13 protein-coding genes are annotated in these 18742 nt (G+C 56.4%); 10 read left to right on the top strand and 3 right to left on the bottom strand.

The genetic code is table 11. From position 1 onward, the window contains the following. Positions 1-1172: 1172 nt before the first annotated feature. Together B3729_RS13215 and B3729_RS13210 are read right to left on the bottom strand one after the other, a co-directional pair. Positions 1173-1562 (bottom strand): hypothetical protein, encoded by a 390-nt coding sequence (locus B3729_RS13215; protein ID WP_286788114.1) that lies wholly within the window; start codon positions 1560-1562, stop codon positions 1173-1175. Between the two features lie 100 nt (positions 1563-1662). Further along, entirely contained in the window at positions 1663-2274 is a 612-nt protein-coding gene (locus tag B3729_RS13210) for a hypothetical protein (RefSeq protein ID WP_286788113.1), read from the bottom strand. A gap of 178 nt (positions 2275-2452) precedes the next feature. Between B3729_RS13210 and B3729_RS13205 the strand changes: the two genes are divergently transcribed. The 3 genes from B3729_RS13205 to B3729_RS13195 all read left to right on the top strand — a co-directional run bounded on the left by B3729_RS13205 (position 2453) and on the right by B3729_RS13195 (position 5089). Then, the gene (locus B3729_RS13205; RefSeq protein WP_019366404.1) at positions 2453-2818 is read left to right on the top strand and encodes an HdeA/HdeB family chaperone; all 366 of its coding nucleotides are present in this window, start codon (positions 2453-2455) and stop codon (positions 2816-2818) included. Between the two features lie 106 nt (positions 2819-2924). Beyond that, the gene (locus B3729_RS13200) at positions 2925-4400 is read left to right on the top strand and encodes an aminoacyl-histidine dipeptidase (protein WP_239383386.1); all 1476 of its coding nucleotides are present in this window, start codon (positions 2925-2927) and stop codon (positions 4398-4400) included. A 245-nt stretch (positions 4401-4645) separates the two neighbouring features. Continuing rightward, positions 4646-5089, top strand: coding sequence for a globin domain-containing protein (locus B3729_RS13195; RefSeq protein ID WP_010795926.1), 444 nt, complete (start codon positions 4646-4648; stop codon positions 5087-5089). Between the two features lie 44 nt (positions 5090-5133). Here the strand turns inward: B3729_RS13195 and hhe are convergent, their stop codons facing one another. Next, positions 5134-10452 carry a DUF4011 domain-containing anti-phage protein Hhe gene (gene hhe, locus B3729_RS13190; RefSeq protein ID WP_286788112.1) on the bottom strand — a complete coding sequence of 1773 codons (5319 nt, stop codon included), beginning with the start codon at positions 10450-10452 and terminating at the stop codon, positions 5134-5136. Between the two features lie 372 nt (positions 10453-10824). Between hhe and pqqF the strand changes: the two genes are divergently transcribed. From pqqF to B3729_RS13155, 7 genes are all read left to right on the top strand, one after another. Further along, a complete protein-coding gene (pqqF, locus tag B3729_RS13185; RefSeq protein WP_286788111.1) occupies positions 10825-13287 on the top strand; it encodes a pyrroloquinoline quinone biosynthesis protein PqqF in 2463 nt (820 codons plus the stop codon). 130 nt (positions 13288-13417) lie between these two features. Next, positions 13418-13489: a pyrroloquinoline quinone precursor peptide PqqA gene (gene pqqA / locus B3729_RS13180; protein WP_003243383.1), complete on the top strand. Its 72-nt coding sequence runs from the start codon at positions 13418-13420 to the stop codon at positions 13487-13489. Positions 13490-13664: 175 nt separating this feature from the next. Then, a complete protein-coding gene (gene pqqB, locus B3729_RS13175; protein WP_286788110.1) occupies positions 13665-14576 on the top strand; it encodes a pyrroloquinoline quinone biosynthesis protein PqqB in 912 nt (303 codons plus the stop codon). A gap of 42 nt (positions 14577-14618) precedes the next feature. Continuing rightward, a complete protein-coding gene (pqqC, locus tag B3729_RS13170; protein WP_286788109.1) occupies positions 14619-15368 on the top strand; it encodes a pyrroloquinoline-quinone synthase PqqC in 750 nt (249 codons plus the stop codon). Beyond that, a complete protein-coding gene (gene pqqD / locus B3729_RS13165; protein WP_074821790.1) occupies positions 15365-15640 on the top strand; it encodes a pyrroloquinoline quinone biosynthesis peptide chaperone PqqD in 276 nt (91 codons plus the stop codon). Before pqqC ends, pqqD begins: the two co-directional genes overlap by 4 nt. Then, a complete protein-coding gene (gene pqqE / locus B3729_RS13160; protein WP_122041509.1) occupies positions 15612-16772 on the top strand; it encodes a pyrroloquinoline quinone biosynthesis protein PqqE in 1161 nt (386 codons plus the stop codon). Before pqqD ends, pqqE begins: the two co-directional genes overlap by 29 nt. A 26-nt stretch (positions 16773-16798) precedes the next feature. Next, positions 16799-18643 (top strand): S9 family peptidase, encoded by a 1845-nt coding sequence (locus tag B3729_RS13155; RefSeq protein WP_286788108.1) that lies wholly within the window; start codon positions 16799-16801, stop codon positions 18641-18643. Positions 18644-18742: the final 99 nt, after the last annotated feature.

Here is an 18742-nt window from a genome sequence, read left to right as displayed (position 1 = left end):
GGGTTTTGTTAGCGGCTCTAAGTCATACTCCAACGCATGGGCTTGCGCTGCAGCAGTAGATATCAAAACTGCCAATAAAGAGCGACGAAATAAAGTCCTGTTCATAACTACATCCTGATGAAATGATTAGGTATTAAAAAAGCTCAGCCACAGGGCAATGCAGCAATACAAGCGGGAGGAAAAATAAAAAGCGGGGAAAACCAGAGGAGAAACAGAAGAGCAAGCGTCACAAAGGTACTTGCACAAGAATACGGAGGGCTTCCGGCAAAACTAGACAGACTATACGCGGCGGGAGGCATGAGCCTGAATACTTTGACTGCACTCAAACCCCTGTTTCCTCATCCATGACATACAAGCGTTTTAAAGCTATTTTCATCCGTGAAATTTTCCGGCGCCGTTGTATCTATTCAGATAGATATCAGCATTTTATGCAGAAACTTGAGGCAGAGTTACCTGACTTGGACAAGCGGTTCTATTCATGGAGCGGAACAGCCTTGCTGGCATTTATAGACAGGACAACAGCATGTCATGATCACCGATCAGCACCGCATTAAGCCGGCTCTCAAAGGACCGCAGCCCCAGACTATCGCCCATACCATAATAAGAGACGTACGTTAGCGACAGAGATCGAAACGCCGACTGGTAACACACCTTCCGAGCCACGGAGATTACCGTGTACCTGAAAAATGTCAGCACGCTGGAGAACGCGGCAGCTATGGACAACCACTCCTCGACCCGGAACACGCAGTATTATGACTGACGCCTAGATGACATCTAGCCTTGATGAGGTCGAGCGAATCCGACTATAGGCCTTTGTGCTGAGCGGGCTTATACAGTCGTACCTCACTATATCGCTATAGAAAGCTGTACTGCTTCTGATAAACCGGTAGTGGCTCGATAGGTAGCCATGCCCCTGGAACATAAGGTGTATCGGGTTATTTGATATCCGTGATATCAGGCCGTTTTGGCGTGGATAACGGCGTATGCAGACACAAGGTTATCCATATAGTTACTTTTATTCTTTAAAAGGGAATTTTTTAAATTATAGACTTTACATCTATTATATGCATGCAAATCCTTTGGAATAAATTTAAGCTCCACCTATTGAGGAAATGCCAAACTTAGAGAAAATTAAAGACATTACAAAATCAGATTTTACATAAACCACCTTCTCAATTTAAAAAAGCTGAATATCTAAGCTCTAGCCTCGACAAACAATCTAAAGCCATATCCTTTTCATCATTAAATTCCTTTACATATGTTAATGCAGCCACTTCCACAGCTCTTACAAATTCAGAGACAGAAATTGAAGAGCTTTCCACATCACCTATAAAGAAAGACACTTCATTAAATTTTGATGGCTCATCCCAGTCTTGATCAAGTAGATAAAAGAGACCTTCCCTAACATAAAAACCGAATCCCCTCGACGCATCGCTTAAAAAGCCAGCAAAACTTATTTTTCTTTCAACGATAGCTGATGAAAGCAAGTAAAAAAAATCTCCATAAAATACGCCCCAACAATTCAGCTCAGACTCAACTTTTTCTAGCCAATTAAAACTCATAAATTACTCCTTTCTTTGACCCGAGCGATATAGCCCTATGACCGTCGCCGGGACGACATCAGCCTAGATGAGGTTGAGCGGATCCCGCTGAGCTAGTGACTTAAGACTTACCATATAAGTTGGCAAATACTTTATTTATATCTTTATTAGGTATCAACTGATCTTTAGAAAAGTCCAGTGCATTAGACACAACAACTATACCTCTCAAGGAAGCAGGGATATTTGAAATATATGCCATTCTTGTAGGAATCAAATACCTGAAATAGTCTCCCATTTCAGTTGAACCATTGTAACCAACAGGATAGTCTTCGCCAGGACTATCCCCTTCAACCGCATGATAAATATAAAAGCCTTTTTTATATGGAACGTCATATTCTCTAATAACTGGGAACTGAGGGTCGGGCTTTTCATTTATAAGGCTTTGTATTTCTCTTTTATTTGAGCAGCTTCGATAAGTGCCTGCAGAATAACAATCTAGAATTGTTTCCCCCTCAATATCATATTGAAACTCACTGTAAGCAGTGGATTCTTCCCACATAAATTCGCTGAATTCATCAAGCTTTTCTTCTACGCCTTCTAAATCAAGAAGAAGCCGAGGAATATCACCCCAACAGTTATTTACCATAACTGAAATATAGCCATTTTTATCGGCGGCGAACCATGTCACAATACTACCGAATCCTGGCTTCCAATTTTTATTTAAAGTACCCATTTACAATTACTTACCTAAACTTGGCGAATAGCGAAACTTATACAAACCGTTTTATTCGAAAAACAGCTGTCATCCCAATAAAGCCATGACTGCTATGGCAAAAACCAAGCATAGTGTTGATCCTCTACAGGTCTCGCCTTATAAAGGTACGTTACGCTTCCAACCCATGAGGACGACCATGAAACGAATGACAGGGATAGCCATGACGCTGGCACTGGTAAGCAGCCTAGCGCAAGGTGCCTTTGCCGCCGATGGGGATGAGCCCATCAAGGCGTTGGGTATTGGATCCAAGACCTGCCGTGACTTGCTCAGTACCTGGAGCGCTGATAAGCCGTATGCCAGTGAGTGGGTGTCAGGTTATTTCACCTTCTTCAATGAGTCCACTCGCAGTGGGATCAAGAATATTTCAGAAGGCATGGACGATGGCCTGCGCATGCAGTGGATCAGTGATTATTGCCGCAAACGTCCGATCGATACGCTTCAGGATGCCACCGAGGCGCTGGGCAAGGAACTGGTGGATTACCGCCAGCGCATGAACCAGTAAGCCGCCCTCCTCATGAGGCGCTCTGGCGGGTGCTTCATGGGTAAAACTGCTTGACTCGCCAGCAGCATCAGCCGACGCTCAACGTTTTCCTTTTTCTGGAGCCATCATGTCGGCCTCTGTTGAGCATCTTGCCCCGGCTGCAGTTTTCCGTCATTTCGCAGCACTTTCCGCTATTCCCCGCCCCTCTTTCCACGAGCAGGCTGTTGCCGATCATTTGATGGCATTTGCTGATCGCCATGGCTTGCAGGCCGAGCGCGATGCCTTGGATAACGTCATTATCCGCAAGCCAGGTAGCGCTGGTTATGAAGATGCGCCTGTAACCATCCTGCAGGGGCATACCGATATGGTGTGCGAGAAGAACGAAGGCAACCCCATCGACTTCAACCGCGACCCTATCTCGCTGCGTATTGAAGGCGACCTGCTCAAGGCTGATGGCACTACCCTGGGCGCCGATAACGGCATTGCCGTGGCGTTCATGCTGGCATTGCTGGAAAGCCGCGACATTCCGCACCCTCCACTAGAGGCTATTTTCACGTCCCAGGAAGAGGTAGGCCTCAGAGGGGCCTCGAAACTTGATACATCCAGCCTGAAGGGCCGCTTGTTTCTTAATATCGATAGCGAAGAAGAGGGCCTGCTATTTACCAGCTGCTCGGGTGGCAATCGCAGCGATATGCGTCTTCCGATCCAGTGGAGCGACGTTCCTGCCGGCTCAAGAGCCATGAAGCTGCACGTACGCGGCCTTAAAGGGGGACATTCAGGCCTGGATATTCATACGCCACGTGGTAATGCGATTCTGTTATTGGGGCGCATCCTGAGTGATCTGCTGGCAAGACACGATGTCCGCGTTGCGCATGTGCAGGGAGGCTCAGGCAAGAGCAATGCGATACCCCGCCGCGCTGAAGTCACGCTGCTTATCTCTCCAGACAGCCTTGATGCTTTCGATGCTACCTTGAAGACATGGTACGAACGGCTTTCACAGGAATACGTGACGGCCGACCCCGGCCTTGAACTCGCACTAGAAGCCGCGTCCATGCCGGAGCGCTGCTTTGCCAAAACCACGACCACGGCCCTTAGTGAGGCCTTGATCCTGATGCCCCAAGGTGTCCAACGCATGAGCCCGGACATAGCCGGCCTTGTAGAAACCTCTACCAATCTGGGCACCCTGGACATCGTAGGCGACGAAATCAGCTTTGGCAGCGCCAGCCGCAGTTCGCAGCCTTCGCAAATGGAGGCGACCGTTGCCAAGCTCGAAGCCCTGGCACGTGTGATCGGTGCACGCTTCGAACTGCATGATGGTTATCCTGCCTGGCCCTTCCGGCCGGAATCCCCGTTACGCGACCTGTTTGTTGAACGTTTCACCGCTCAATATGGCCGTGCTCCTGAAGTGGCAGGAATCCATGCGGGACTGGAGTGCGGTGTGTTCAGCGCCAAGCTGCAGGATGTTGATATGATCTCGTTCGGCCCGGACATCCGTAACGCACACTCGCCCGATGAATGCTTGAGCATTTCGTCTACCGAGCGTACATGGACGCTTTTCCTTGATCTGGTGGCGCATATCAAGCCGGGCTTCAAGGTTTCCTGACGCCCGTTGAGCCTGACCGCTCGTCATGGTGTCTGGCCTATTGCAGGCACCATGACATATATCAATACCTCCGCCTCGCAACCTTATTAGGCTACAGCCATCGATTCGTGCCTTTGCGGCGATATCAGCGCGGTAGTCTATGCTGCTAGCAAGCCCTCCGCCGAGGGGCGCTGTTATCGATAACACTAGCCTGATGACAACAGGGCCGCCTTTTGCAGCGGCCTGAGAATACGGTAGGAAGCCTTATGAGCCAGCCTTTATCACCTGAAACCATTGCTATTATCAAATCGACGGCGCCTGTCATTCAGGAGCATGGCGTTGCCATTACGACCCGCATGTACGAGCGTCTGTTTGTCGATCCAGAGATAAAGGCACTGTTCGACGAAGCCGCCCACAAGTCAGGCGAACAACCCAGGCGCCTGGCTGCCGCCATCCTGGCCTTTGCCAAGAATGTGGACCATCTGGAAGCGATTCAGGGTGCGGTGGACAAAATCTGCGCACGACATGTAGCCACACACGTCAAGGCCGAACACTACCCTGCAGTTGCCAATGCCCTGCTTCCAGCCATCAAGGATGTACTGGGTGATGCGGCCACTGACGAGATCCTGAATGCCTGGGGCGAAGCCTATTGGTTCCTGGCAGATATCATGATCAACCGTGAGAAAACGCTGTACGGCGAAGCCTGCTAACAGGCAGGCTCCAGCAAAAGGCCCGCGCTTGGCGGGCCTTTATTTTAGTGGACGTGCGGGCTCATATCGTCCGGGCCGTGACTTGCTATCTCTGTAACAGGAGGCTCAGCCAACAGGTGGGTCCCTACGCTTGCATCTAAAACCTCATGCTCCATGGTCTTTTCCTCTTCGCTCAACTGCTTGGCAGAGACAGGATTTTCCCTTCGTAGTTGATCAAGCTCATGAATAATGGGATCGAGCTGTGTACGAGGGTTACGGAACCAGTCCACTGACCAGATTCGGCGGATCCTCCAGCCCAATTGCTCCAGGACGCTTTGACGCAACCGATCCCGGTCCCGCGCGGACTTGGCTGAGTGGTAAGCCGCCCCATCACATTCAATTCCCATCAGATAACGTCCTGGCTGCTCAGGATCACGCACGGCCAGATCGATGAAAAAGCCTGCCACACCAACCTGCGGCTCGCAGGTGTAGCCGTGGCGGGACAAGGCGTCCATGACGGCAATCTCAAAGTCGCTGTCCGGGGCGCGTGCGGTTTCTTCCACGCGCGGCAGATACCCCGTCTCGGCATAGTGCAGGAAGTTACGCAGCGCGTGTACGCCACGACTCGACGTACCGGTAACGAGTACATCCGATGCCGTGAACGACGTGAAAATGTGCATACGCTTCTTGGAGCGGGTGAACAAGACGTTCAGCCGTCGCCAACCCGAGTCGCTGTTGATCGGGCCAAAGCGCTGGGGCACCTTGCCACCGGCCTCCATGGGGCCGTAGGTGAACGAGATGAAAATGACGTCTCGCTCATCCCCCTGCACGTTTTCCAGGTTCTTGATGAACAGCGGCTCGGCCAGTCCCGCATTACGCTCCCAGGCAAGCTGAAGCTCCGGGTTCTGCTTGGCGCGCAGCTCCAGCAGACGTTCGATTTGGTCAGACTGCTTGACGTTCATCGCAACCACGCCCAGGGACTCCTGTGGGCGATTGAGCAGGTGATGCTCAATCGCTGCCACAACTGCCTCGGCTTCCTCTACGTTGCGCTGCTCGACGAAACGGCCGTTGCCGATACGCTCAAACTTGACGCCAAACTCAGCCGACTCGCGATGCGGTGAGGGATAGACCACCAGGTTACCGTCATAGAAGGCCGCGTTGGAAAACGCAATCAGGCTTTCATGCCGCGAGCGGTAGTGCCAGCGCAGGCGGCGCAGCCGGAACAAGGGCATGGCCGCATCCAGGATACTTTCGGAATCCTGAGCGAGGGACAGGTCTTCATCTTCTGCGTCGTCTCCCGTTCCCTGGCGTGCAAAGAAGTTGGTGGGCGGCAGCTGTTTCGGATCACCGACGACCACGAGCTGACGACCGCGGGCAATGCTGCCCAAGGACTCTTCGGGACGCATCTGCGAGGCTTCGTCCATTACCACCAGATCAAACTCCACTTCGCCCGCGGGCAGGTATTGCGCTACCGCCATCGGACTCATCATGAAGCAGGGCTTGAGTGCCTGCAGTGCTTTGACGGCACGCTGCATGAGACTGCGAATCGGCTGATGGCTGCGCTGTTTGCTGGCTTCGTGCTCCAGCAGGGCCAGCTCGGTGCGCTCCTTCACCTTGCCGGAGTTGTTGCCGGCAGGCACTTCTACCTGATCGATGTCGTACGCCACCTCCTCGCGCTGAATCTGTTTGAGCGCCTGGTCGATTTCGGCAAAGCGCGCTCGAATAGCCTCCTGTTCCTTACCGGAAAACTGCCCCAGCGCTGGGTTATCCTCCAGAATCTGGCAGGCCCAGCGGTCCAGCAAGCCCAGCAGGCAGCCGTCGGCGCATTGATCTGCAGTCAGTCGCTGCCGCTCAATGGCCACAACGGTAGACTCGAAACCAAGATCAGCCAGCCGGCTACGCAGTCGACGGTATTCGAACCAGTGATCGAGCAGGTCTTCACGTTCGGACGCCCGGCGCAAACGTGCTTCCAGCGCCTCGAATGTCGGCTCCGTAACGACCTGCCACCACTCGTCAGGCTCGATTTCTCCTCGCACCAGAAAGGCGTCCAGACGGTCCTCCCAGGCTGCCATGGCCTGCTGAATGACCGCAGCCTGCTCTTGCCACTCCTGGATCAGGCGTTCGGCGCCGTCCGCGTCCTCCTCGGCCAGACGTGCCATCAGGTCACGCCCAACAGACAACGCCAGCAATGGTCGGGCAAGCTCGACGGTATGACGCCAGGTGTTGAGGGTGGCGCGGGCGCTTGAGGCTTGCTCCAGGGTCGGTAGCTCGCGGCCTTCCAGCACAGCCGCAAGCTGCTGATCCTGACGCAGCTGGGTAGCGCTTTGCTGCCATGCCTCCAGGGTTTTGATCTGTGCCTGCAACCCATTGAGCGTTGGATTCTGCTCCCGAACATAGGGCAGCATCGCCTTGAGCGCCCCACCCACGCTCTTGAGCAGGCGGACCAGCACACCTTCAGCGGCCAGCAGCGGCTGTGTGCGCAGATCATGAGCATCAAAGGTAAACAGGGTTTCGAGGTCCTGCCTTAAATCCTCTACTTCTCCTAGATAGGCCAGCAGTGTATCGGCCTCACCCTGTAACGCGGCGATGTCCGCAGCGTCTGCCTTGGTCAGGTAATCCGCAATCCATATCTTGGCACCAAAGCCGCGCCCGCAGGTTTCACGGACCTGACGATACCAAGCGCGCAGACGTAAGAGATCATCAACTTCTGTTTCTAGCCCTTTGAACAGTGGCCCCAGCTTTTGGGCATAGCCGGTATTCTGCGCCAGCGCCGTGCTTTCACGCTGAAACGCGACGGCCTCCACCAGCGCGTCGATGCCTTCGCCCAGCTTCACACCGGGCCGTATCAGCGTCAGCAGTTCTGCCTTGGCCGCTCGCCACTCGCCCTTGAACCAGCGCAGCAGAGACGCATCGGACAGCACGCGATGCAGATCCTCCAGACGCTGGCTATCGGGCAGGCGGCTGAACGAAAACACCTTGGACAGATGCTCACGCTGACGGCGCAGTTCGGGCAGCTGATCCGCGAGCTTGGAGAGTAGGATATCGAGCGCCTCGTCTTCATAGCTTCGCTGACGCGCCTCGACCAATTCGGCCGGCAGTGCCTGCGCCAGGAGAAGCAACGTACCCAGCTGCTCCAGTCCCTCCCGGTCGCTTATCCACTCGCCTGCCGCGCCCTGCTCTTGCAGGTGTTGCACGGCTGTATTGACCTGAGCAGCTGCCTGCATCAGATCGCGGGTTCGCTTCATGAGGTCCAGCGCCTGTGACAGGTCCAGCTCTCCTTCCACATGCAACCGTAGCGCAGCGCAAGCCCGGTTAAGCAGCTGGCAGATATCGGCGGAACGAATGGCGTCAGGCTTGAAACGGCGCGCTAGGGCCTCCTGCCCCTTGAGCAAGGCATCGAACCGGTCCAGCCAGTCACCCAATGCTGTACAGGACGATTCATCCAGCAAGGGCAGCAATGTCCAATCCTCGTCGCCTTGCGGGAGGATCAACGCGGGAAGTCGCTCCGCCAGATCAGCCAGTGCCTGGGGCGTGAACTGCGCGAGCGCCGGTGCCCCCATCCGTTCGGCCAGTGGAGCCCTGAGCGCAGCAAAGCGGGTCAGCGCTTGCCGGGCATGCTCAAGCGACGACATAAGGCCTTCCCGCTCGGTGCCGGTCAAACGGGTGAGGCGGCAGCCAAACCAGGGATGGGTTTCCAGCCGTCCCGGCTCGCCAGCTTCCTGCGCAGTCTTGCGGTAGTAGGTGGCGTAAAAGTTGGCTTGCTCTTCCAGCTGCACACGCGAAACAGGCAAGTCATACACAGGATGCAGTTCGGAAGGCGCCACGGGCAGGCTCTCACGCAAACGGGTCGCCTGCATGAGAATCTGATGCGCCGTCATGCCAACCTGCTCGTAGGGAGCGTGCAATTGCTCGACATAGCGGTTGAGCTGTCGCTTCAGACGTTCATAGTGCTCGATCTGAGCCTGTCGCTCCTTGGGCGAACGAAAGGTACCCCGTTTCTGGATTCGCTGGCGGATACTCGAGATCACCGCCTGCTTCTGGCTTTTATGGCTGTGCAGCTCCAGGCAGAAATCACCCAGCCCTGCCCGCTCCAGACGATTCTTGACTACTTCCAGCGCTGCGCGCTTTTCTGCCACAAACAGCACCTTCTTACCCTGAGCCATGGCCGCCGCGATCATATTGGTAATGGTCTGGGACTTGCCGGTACCAGGGGGCCCTTCGATGACCAGGTTTTCACCCCGGATGACATCCACCAGCGCACTATGTTGGGAGCTGTCCGCATCGTCGATCAGCGGATAATGCTCGTGCACCTCGGGCAGTTCATCAATTGCGTATTCAGCACTGAATCCAGCCTCGGCCAGAGGCTCCTTTTCATCCACCGAGGCGCCTGTCAGGCGCTGTACCAGCGGATGCGTCCCCAGCTGCCCTTCGCTCCAGCGCTCCGAATCAAGATCCAGATACATCATCAGCTTGCCGAATTCGAACAGGCCGAGCGAGGCAAACCGGCGCACCTGCCAGGTAGGCTTGGCCCTGAGGATCGTATCCTGTACCAGACGGAAATAGGCCTCGGGCGTTAGCTCTTCGGTGATGGAGGGCAACGCAATTCCAAAGTCCAGTTGCAACTTTTCCCTGAGCGACAGATTGGTCAGGATATCTTCGCCGGTGTACTGGATACGGTATTCGAAGGTCGCGGTTTCCGCGTTGAGCCTGCCTTTTTCCAGCTGCACGGGCACAAGCATGAGCGGCGCCAGACGCGTACTGTTGCTACCGGCTACAGATTCGTCCCACTCCAGAAAGCCAATGGCCAGATACAGGATATTCGCACCGCTTTCTTCCAGCGCGACCCGTGACTGGGCATGCAGAATCTGCAGGCGCGCCTCGAGTTCGGGCGGAAAATAAAGGCTCTGAATGGACTCATCCGAGTGCTTGCGCTCCCGGATCTCCTCCAGCACGGGAGGCTCTTCGATCAGGCCCCCTTCGTTTTCAAGCCGCAGAAGGCTGTCATCCACGACAGGCGCCTCGGCCAGTATCGGCATGGGAAGTTCATAGCTGGAAGCCATGCCCAATACAGCAGCCCACTCTTCTGCGGCAGGTAGTTTTTTGACTTCGCGCATTTGCCCCGTACAGGGGTCTTTTTCCAGAAAGCCATGCTGGAGCAGCAACGTTTGCGTAGGCTCAGGCACGGCCGCAAAGCGCATCGAGCGCTCGGAAAGCAGCATCTCGAACAACTGGTCCGGAAGCTCGTCGATCACGCGAACGAAACGCTTGCTCCGCGCATGGGAAAAATTGAGCAGCCGGTTACGGGCGCTGAGATCGAGCAGACGGCTTCGCAGCCGCTCGAGATTGGAGAGATGGCTGACGGATGAGCCTGTAGTGTCGTCCACGAACAACGTCCTCAAAACAGCAGACCGACAGCCAGGCTGCCGGTATTCAAATCAACGGTCATCAATAGATAAGTCAGTCTGTCGGTGAAAAGATGAAGAACAGAAAACACTGACCGTAATGGCGAGCGCCATACACTGTGCGCTTTAAAGCGCCTTGATCCGCAATGTATCGATACACATCAGATACTGTACATAAATACACCTGAAAAGCACGCGATATCCGGAAAAGTTCTGCTTAAAGCATGGCAATTTCTTGGGACATGGCCGGACATGGCCTTATCCGTGTAGCCTAACAATGCATTTCTGCCTGCAACAAAGCCGCAGAGCGGCGCCAACAAGCCCTGTGCATATCACCGGTGCATAACGACTGCCATGAATAACCCGTCTGCTACCCGATTCGAATCCCTTCGCCTTGCCAACGGCCTGACCATCATTCTGGGACAGGTGCCTCGACTCAAACGGGCCTCGGCCGCCATTCGGGTCGCCGCAGGAAGTCATGATGTGGATAGCGCATGGCCCGGGCTGGCACATTTCCTTGAGCACCTTCTTTTCCTGGGCACACAGGCCTATCCCGCCGATGAAGGCCTGATGGCTTACGTGCAACGCCATGCCGGGCAGGTCAATGCCAGTACACGGGATCGCACCACGGACTTTTTTTTCGAGGTGCCACCTGCCGCGCTGGAAGGCGGAGTTGCCCGTCTGTGTGACATGCTCGTCCACCCGCGTCTTGCCTACGAAGATCAACGCCGCGAGCGCGAGGTCATCCATGCCGAGTTTATTGCCTGGTCAAGGGATACCCGCACGCACCGCCTGACGTGGCAGATGCACCCGTTGTCGCGCCGCCATCCTGTCACAGCATTCCATGCGGGCAACCGCTACAGCCTGCTCGTGCCCAACCTGCGTTTTCAAGCAGCACTGAAAGGCTTCCACGAGCGCTTCTATCAAGCCGGACAGATGACGCTGGTCTTGGTCGGACCACAGCCCCTGGATGAACTACGCCAGCTGGCAGACCGTTACGGCGCTAGCTTCAATGCGGGGGCGCGTATCGAGCCATTATCGCCCCCTGCGCTTCTTCCTCCAGAACGCATCGCACCAATAGAGCCTCCGGATACAGAGACGCTCAGTTTGCTGTTCGCCTTGGAAGACCTGCCCGCTGATAGTCGTGAAGCCATTGATTGTCTGTTCCTCTGGACGCACGCCGAACATACCGGCGGCCTGATAAGCACCTTGCGAAAGAAAGGATGGATCAAGACGCTGACGCTGGAGCCGCTCTATCACTTCAGGCAGCAGGCGGTACTCGCTGTTGAAATAGCCTTGACCGAAGCAGGCATTAAAGCGTCATCACAGATAGCTCATGCCTTTTTCGACTGGCTGACGTTCCTGGAACGCCAGCCTGATCTGACTGAGCTACAGGCGGAATACACGCGCCTCGCGCAGCGAACACGTGCAACCAGCGCCGCATTGCCACTGGCCCGGTCACTTCTCGAAGACGGGTTGAAAGCACCGGGCCTATCAAGCGCTGGCGTGACTGCCTTGCGTCACCTGTTCGAGCAATTGAAGTCTGAACACAATTTGCTTCTTGCTCCAGGCGCATGCGAGCGTCAGCAAGCGCCAGCCCTGAACTGGACGCTTCCACCGCTCAACCCGTTCCTCGTGCCTGCACAGATCGAGACGGGAGCAGATTCCGTTTCGCTACCCGCCCTTCAGAGTATCCAGGAAGCGGCTGCCGGCCTGGGTGAAGGTGCACTGTATATCCGCTGGCACTTTCTGGAACCGGCCGCTTATCAACCGGCTCTCGTCCGCACACTCAACCACGCACTGCAAGCTATCGTCCATCAGGCACGCCAGGCAGGTGTTGAGGCTTCCCTCAGCACGCTTGGCCAGCAATGGCAGCTTAGGCTGACCGGCTTGAGTGAGGCGATTCCGGCTGTACTCAATGCGCTCATCCCTATCCTCCATAGGCCCAGCCACGAAGCCTGGCAAGCCTTCAGCCAGCCGCCCGCTGAGCCGAACAGCATGCCTATCAGGCAGCTCATAAGCCGACTCACCGATCTGATGGCGGAGCCTCCTCAAACCCAGACGGATCAGGCAGGTCAGGAAATGAAAGGCCCCGCCCAGCTTGCTGGACAATGGTCTGTTGCACAGTGGGATAGCTTGTCTATCGGCTTTTCGGAGATGGAGCTGAACTCGCTTCGCCATTGCTTGCTGGACTTGCCCGGAGTACCTGCACAGCGCCCCCCAGTCCCGCCGAGCCGTAGTGGTCGATGGTGGCACACCGTTCCCGGGCACTCGTCTGAACATGCCGTTCTGCTGGCCTGTCCGGCACCGCCCCATGACCTCCGGCAGGAGGCCGCCTGGCGGTTCCTTGGCCATCTCGTGCAACCGCGCTTTTACCAGCGCATGCGTGTGGAGCTGCAGCTGGGGTATGCGGTATTTTCCAGTGTTCGTCAGATCGCAGGACGGTCAACGCTCGTGTTTGGCATCCAGTCTCCAACGGTGACGACCGCAGACATCCTTAATCATATCGAGGCGTTTCTTGCCCGGTTGCCGACCGAAATCGCTGCACTGACCCATGAGCCATTCGGGCAGCAGCAAAAGGTCCTTGCCGATCAGTTCCTACCTAGTGCACTCGACACCCGCCAGCTGGGTGAAGAGCTATGGAGCGCCCATCAGGGAGGTTATCCGCTGACCTATCTCGATGATCTTCGCAAAGCGATCCTGGCTTTGCACCCTGACGACCTTCAGCACGCCTTGCATGCCTTACACAGCGCCTACCACGGCTGGACCTGTTTAGCCAACCATGTCTCGACAGAAACACATTGGCGAACCCTGTAACTATACGTCGCACCATATCAGGGTAAACTAGCTTAAGTGCGTTTCAGGATGTGTTTATCCTGAACGTATGCAAGGTATTTTGTACTAAGTAAATCGGACCTTTCCGATATCACTTTGAGGGGTATTCATTATGTGGACTAAACCTGCTTATACCGATCTGCGCATTGGCTTCGAAGTCACCATGTACTTCGCTAACCGTTGATTGCGTGATCCAGCGCCCCGGTTATCCGGGGCGTTCCTTTTCTAGCCACCTTAGAAGTGGGTCATGCCTACCGCGAGGCCTGTTCGGCGCAGCCGGACCGCCAACAGGTGCTTCTCCTGAATGTCCCTCGCCGCTCGTGACAAGTTCTAAGTTGGCCGCATTTCATAGATAAATCATGTATATCCAGATTCTTGGCTCCGCTGCAGGCGGCGGCTTTCCCCAGTGGAACTGCAACTGTCCCAACTGCCGTGGTGTTCGTGACGGCAGTCTTCGTGCGCAAGCTCGCACCCAGTCGTCCATAGCCCTGTCCGATGACGGCGTAAATTGGGTGCTGTGCAACGCCTCACCGGATATCCGCGCGCAGCTGCAGAGTTTCGCCCCCATGCAGCCGGGCCGTGCGCTACGGGATACCGGCATCGGCGCGATCATTCTGCTCGATAGCCAGATCGACCACACTACCGGCCTGCTCAGCCTGCGCGAGGGCTGCCCCCACGAGGTCTGGTGTACCGATATGGTTCATCAGGATCTCACGACTGGCTTCCCGTTGTTCAACATGCTGGAACACTGGAACGGTGGCCTGCGCTGGAACCGTATCGAGCTGGAAGACAGCTTCGTTATTCCGGCATGCCCGAGCCTGCGCTTCACGCCTCTACCGCTGCGTAGCGCTGCACCGCCCTATTCGCCGCACCGCTTCGATCCGCATCCCGGTGACAATATCGGGCTGATCGTTGAAGACCTGCTTACGGGCGGCAAGCTGTTCTATGCGCCAGGCCTGGGTCAGGTGGATAACGCCCTGCTGGCCAAAATGGCCGAAGCCGACTGTCTGCTGGTCGATGGAACCCTATGGGAAGATGATGAAATGCAACGCCGTGGCGTTGGCACCCGCACCGGCCGAGAGATGGGCCATCTGGCTCAGAACGGCCCCGGCGGCATGCTTGAGGTCCTCGACCAGCTAACCTCGCCACGCAAGGTGCTTATCCACATCAACAACACCAATCCGATCTTGGATGAAGACTCGCCCGAACGCGCAGAAGTCGAGCGACGCGGCGTCGAAGTCGCCTGGGATGGCATGAGCATCGAGCTGTGATCCGCGTGCATCCGGTCATTTTATCTACCGAGGAGGCCAGACATGCCACACGCCCTCACTCCTGAAGAGTTCGAACAGGCCCTGCGCGCCAAGGGCGCGTATTACCATATTCATCATCCCTATCACGTCGCCATGTATGAGGGTTGTGCAACACGCGAGCAGATTCAGGGCTGGGTGGCCAACCGCTTCTACTATCAGGTAAACATTCCTCTAAAAGACGCCGCCATCATGGCGAACTGTCCGGACCGCGAGATTCGCCGCGAGTGGGTTCAGCGTATTTTTGACCATGACGGTGCTCCTGGAACGGAAGGTGGAATCGAGGCTTGGCTACGCCTGGCTGAAGCAACAGGACTCGACCGTGAGCAGGTTCTTTCGCAAGAACTGGTACTCCCTGGCGTACGCTTCGCGGTAGACGCCTACGTCAACTTTGCGCGCCGCGCCTCCTGGCAGGAAGCAGCCAGTAGCTCGTTGACCGAACTTTTTGCTCCGCAGATTCACCAATCGCGTCTGGATAGCTGGCCCCAGCATTACCCTTGGATCGACCCAGCCGGCTATGAATACTTTCGCACACGCCTTGGTCAGGCACGCCGCGATGTGGAGCATGGCCTGCACATCACCCTCCAGCACTACACCACTTATGATGCCCAGCAGCGCATGCTTGAAATCCTGCAATTCAAGCTCGATATCCTCTGGAGCATGCTGGATGCCATGAGCATGGCCTACGAGCTGAAACGGCCGCCCTACCACACCGTAACCGACCAGCGCGTCTGGCATAAAGGAATTCAACTATGAGCTTTGATCGTACCCAGGTGCCGCGCTGGCGCCCGGGCTATCGCTTTCAATTCGAGCCTGCACAAAACGGTTTCGTCCTGCTCTATCCGGAAGGCATGATCAAACTGAACGAAAGTGCTGGCGCCATTGGCGAGCTTATCGACGGTCAGCGTGACGTGGCCGCCATCATTGATGCGTTGAACGAACGCTTCCCAGGCGTCCCGGAACTCGGTGACGATGTGGAGCAGTTCATGGAGGTTGCTCGTGCAGAGCACTGGATCCAACTCGGCTAACCTGCCTGAGCAGCCTGCGGTAGGACTGCCCTTGTGGCTCCTTGCAGAACTGACCTACCGCTGTCCCCTGCAGTGCCCCTACTGCTCCAATCCCCTGGACTTTGCGGCTCAAGGCAAGGAGCTGACCACCGAACAGTGGTTCACCGTCATGCAGCAGGCCCGGCAGATGGGCGCAGCACAGCTGGGCTTTTCCGGTGGCGAGCCTCTGGTACGCCAGGATCTGGCCGAACTGATCGGCGAGGCTCGCCGGCTGGGGTACTACATCAACCTGATCACCTCCGGCATCGGCCTTACCGAGCAGAAGATCGCTACCTTTCGCGACGCCGGGCTCGATCATATTCAGATCAGCTTTCAGGCCAGCGACGAAGAGGTAAACAACCTGCTCGCCGGTTCCAAAAAGGCCTTTGCCCAGAAGCTGGAGATGGCCCGCGCGGTAAAAGCCCATGGCTACCCCATGGTGCTCAACTTTGTCACGCATCGGCACAATATCGATAAGATCGACCGTATTATCGAGCTGTGTATCGCCCTGGAAGCGGATTTCGTCGAGCTTGCGACGTGCCAGTTCTATGGTTGGGCGCAGCTCAATCGGGTCGGCCTGTTACCCACTAAAGAGCAACTGGTACGCGCCGAACGCATCACCAACGAATACCGCGCCAAGCTCGAAGCCGAAGGCCATCCCTGCAAGCTGATCTTCGTGACGCCGGACTATTATGAAGAACGTCCCAAGGCCTGCATGAACGGTTGGGGCAGTATCTTCCTTACCGTCACGCCGGATGGCACCGCATTGCCCTGCCACGGCGCTCGCCAGCTGCCGATCCAGTTTCCGAATGTGAAGGATCATAGCCTTCAGCACATCTGGTATGACTCCTTTGGCTTCAATCATTTCCGCGGTTATGACTGGATGCCAGAACCCTGCCGCAGCTGCGATGAAAAGGAAAAGGATTTTGGTGGCTGCCGCTGCCAAGCCTTCATGCTGACCGGCGATGCGGCCAACGCCGATCCGGTCTGCAGCAAGTCCCCACATCACGACGTGATCCTCAACGCCCGTACCGAGGCCGAACAGGCCACTCAGACCATCGAGCAGCTGAGCTTTCGTAACGAGCGGAACTCCAGGCTTATCGCCAAAGCCTGAGTCTTACATAGCAACGGAGAAGCACCATGGCTTACCAGCACCCTGCTTCTACAGACACAGACGGCACCTTTACCGCTCAACAGGCCGTCGCGGCAGGCATCGATTTTGCCGAGCTACAGGCATCGGCACTGGGGCTTTTCTGGAATCAGTATGATCCTGCTGACGGCGCCTGCCGTCTATGGCGCTGGCATGATGGCAAACCGCACTGCCTGACGCCGGATGGCTACAGTGCACGCAGCCGCGTTTATGAGTACGGAGGCGGCGCGTTCTGCCTGACCGAGTCAGAGGCCGTCTTCGTCAACGACTCGGATCAACAGCTTTACCGTCAACCACTCGATGGCAGCCAACCTGTGGCATTGACCCAGGGTAAACGCCGCTATGGTGATTTGCACTATGCAGCCAACCTCATCATGGCGGTGGAAGAAGCCCATGAGGACGAGGCCGTCATTCACCGGCTTGTCGCTATTTCCCTCGCAGACAGCCACCGTCAGGTCTTGGCCGAGGGTGCTGACTTCTACGCCTCGCCTACGTTGAGCCCCAGCGGCAAGCGCCTGGCCTGGATCGAGTGGAGTCGCCCACACCAACCATGGACCTCCACCCACCTCATGTGCGCCGAACGCCTGGACAATGGGCAATGGGAGGCGCCGGTCTGCATTGCAGGCAGCGATCCGGAGTCGATTCAACAGCCCCGTTTTGATGAACAGGACCAGCTCTACTGCCTGTCCGACCGTGACGGCTGGTGGCAACCGTGGGGAGAGTGCACATCAGGTGTCAGCAGACTGACTGCCATCAAGGCCGATCATGCGGCCGCCCCCTTCCAGCTGGGCGGCAGAAGCTGGTACAGCCTGGGCGGCGAGCGTTACATCGCCACTTGGTTCGAAGAAGGCTTCGGCCACCTGGGCAGACGCGAGGCCGATGGTCGAGTGCTGCGCTTCGCGGAAGACTTCACCCGCTTTCGCAGCCTGGCCCTGCATGATGGATACATCTATTGCATTGCCGCAGCGCCCAATCGTCCCTCGTGCATCCTTGAGATCAACGGGCAGAATGGCAACATCGAGATTCTGGCGGGCGGTATTGCGCCATTGCCTAACGAGCGCATCAGTCAACCCAAGGCCCTGCGTTACCCCAGCGGCGATGGCGAAGCGCACGGCTTTTTCTACCCGGCCATGACAGGAGAGGCCAAGCCCCCCCTGGTAGTATTCATTCATGGCGGCCCTACGTCTGCCTGCTATCCCGTCTTCGATCCCCGTATCCAGTACTGGACACAACGCGGCTTTGCCGTTGCCGATCTCAATTACAGAGGCAGCACCGGCTACGGACGGGAGTACCGCAACGCGCTTCACCTGCGCTGGGGTGAGGCCGATGTCGAAGATGCCTGCGCTGTAGTGGATTATCTGGCCGAGCAAGAATTGATCGAACCGGCCCACGCCTTTATCCGAGGTGGCAGCGCAGGTGGCTATACGGCCTTATGCGCGCTGGCGTTCCAGACTGTGTTTTGCGGCGGCGCCAGCCTGTACGGCGTAACGGATCCGGCCGCCCTGGCTCGCGTGACCCACAAATTCGAAGCCGACTATCTGGACTGGCTCATTGGCGACCCCAAGAAGGATCTGGAGCGTTACCGGGCGCGGACGCCTCTCCTGCATGCCGACACGATCGATGTCCCGGTCATCTTCTTCCAGGGTGAGCTGGACGCCGTCGTTGTCCCGGAGCAGACACGGGCCATGCTTCATGCACTCAAAGATCGCGGCATTCGTGCCGAAGGCTATTTCTACCCCAACGAACGCCATGGCTTCAGGCATGCCAAGAACCAGGCCCATGCCCTTGAACACGAATGGCTGTTCTACCGCAGTGTGATCGATCAGAACGCCTGATACAGGCGGCTTTCGGCGTTTCGCTGCCGGAAGCCGCCTCCTTGACGCTTGCAGCACACCAACCGACGACGGTATAAACCACTCGTCTCTTGGACGAGG

The organism is Pseudomonas sp. UBA3149 (assembly GCF_002364655.1).
In the GTDB taxonomy this organism is placed as follows: Bacteria; Pseudomonadota; Gammaproteobacteria; order Pseudomonadales; family Pseudomonadaceae; genus Chryseomonas; species Chryseomonas luteola.
Note: the sequence above shows the minus strand (reverse complement) of the source record. Positions and strands in the feature narration are given on the sequence as shown.

What these genes read in the sequence shown, in the direction of transcription:
- B3729_RS13215 (WP_286788114.1), bottom strand. Translation starts at nt 1,562, where the DNA reads ATGAGTTTTAATTGGCTAGAAAAAGTTGAGTCTGAGCTGAATTGTTGG.
- B3729_RS13210 (WP_286788113.1), bottom strand. Translation starts at nt 2,274, where the DNA reads ATGGGTACTTTAAATAAAAATTGGAAGCCAGGATTCGGTAGTATTGTG.
- B3729_RS13205 (WP_019366404.1), top strand. Translation starts at nt 2,453, where the DNA reads ATGAAACGAATGACAGGGATAGCCATGACGCTGGCACTGGTAAGCAGC.
- B3729_RS13200 (WP_239383386.1), top strand. Translation starts at nt 2,925, where the DNA reads ATGTCGGCCTCTGTTGAGCATCTTGCCCCGGCTGCAGTTTTCCGTCAT.
- B3729_RS13195 (WP_010795926.1), top strand. Translation starts at nt 4,646, where the DNA reads ATGAGCCAGCCTTTATCACCTGAAACCATTGCTATTATCAAATCGACG.
- pqqF (WP_286788111.1), top strand. Translation starts at nt 10,825, where the DNA reads ATGAATAACCCGTCTGCTACCCGATTCGAATCCCTTCGCCTTGCCAAC.
- pqqB (WP_286788110.1), top strand. Translation starts at nt 13,665, where the DNA reads ATGTATATCCAGATTCTTGGCTCCGCTGCAGGCGGCGGCTTTCCCCAG.
- pqqC (WP_286788109.1), top strand. Translation starts at nt 14,619, where the DNA reads ATGCCACACGCCCTCACTCCTGAAGAGTTCGAACAGGCCCTGCGCGCC.
- pqqD (WP_074821790.1), top strand. Translation starts at nt 15,365, where the DNA reads ATGAGCTTTGATCGTACCCAGGTGCCGCGCTGGCGCCCGGGCTATCGC.
- B3729_RS13155 (WP_286788108.1), top strand. Translation starts at nt 16,799, where the DNA reads ATGGCTTACCAGCACCCTGCTTCTACAGACACAGACGGCACCTTTACC.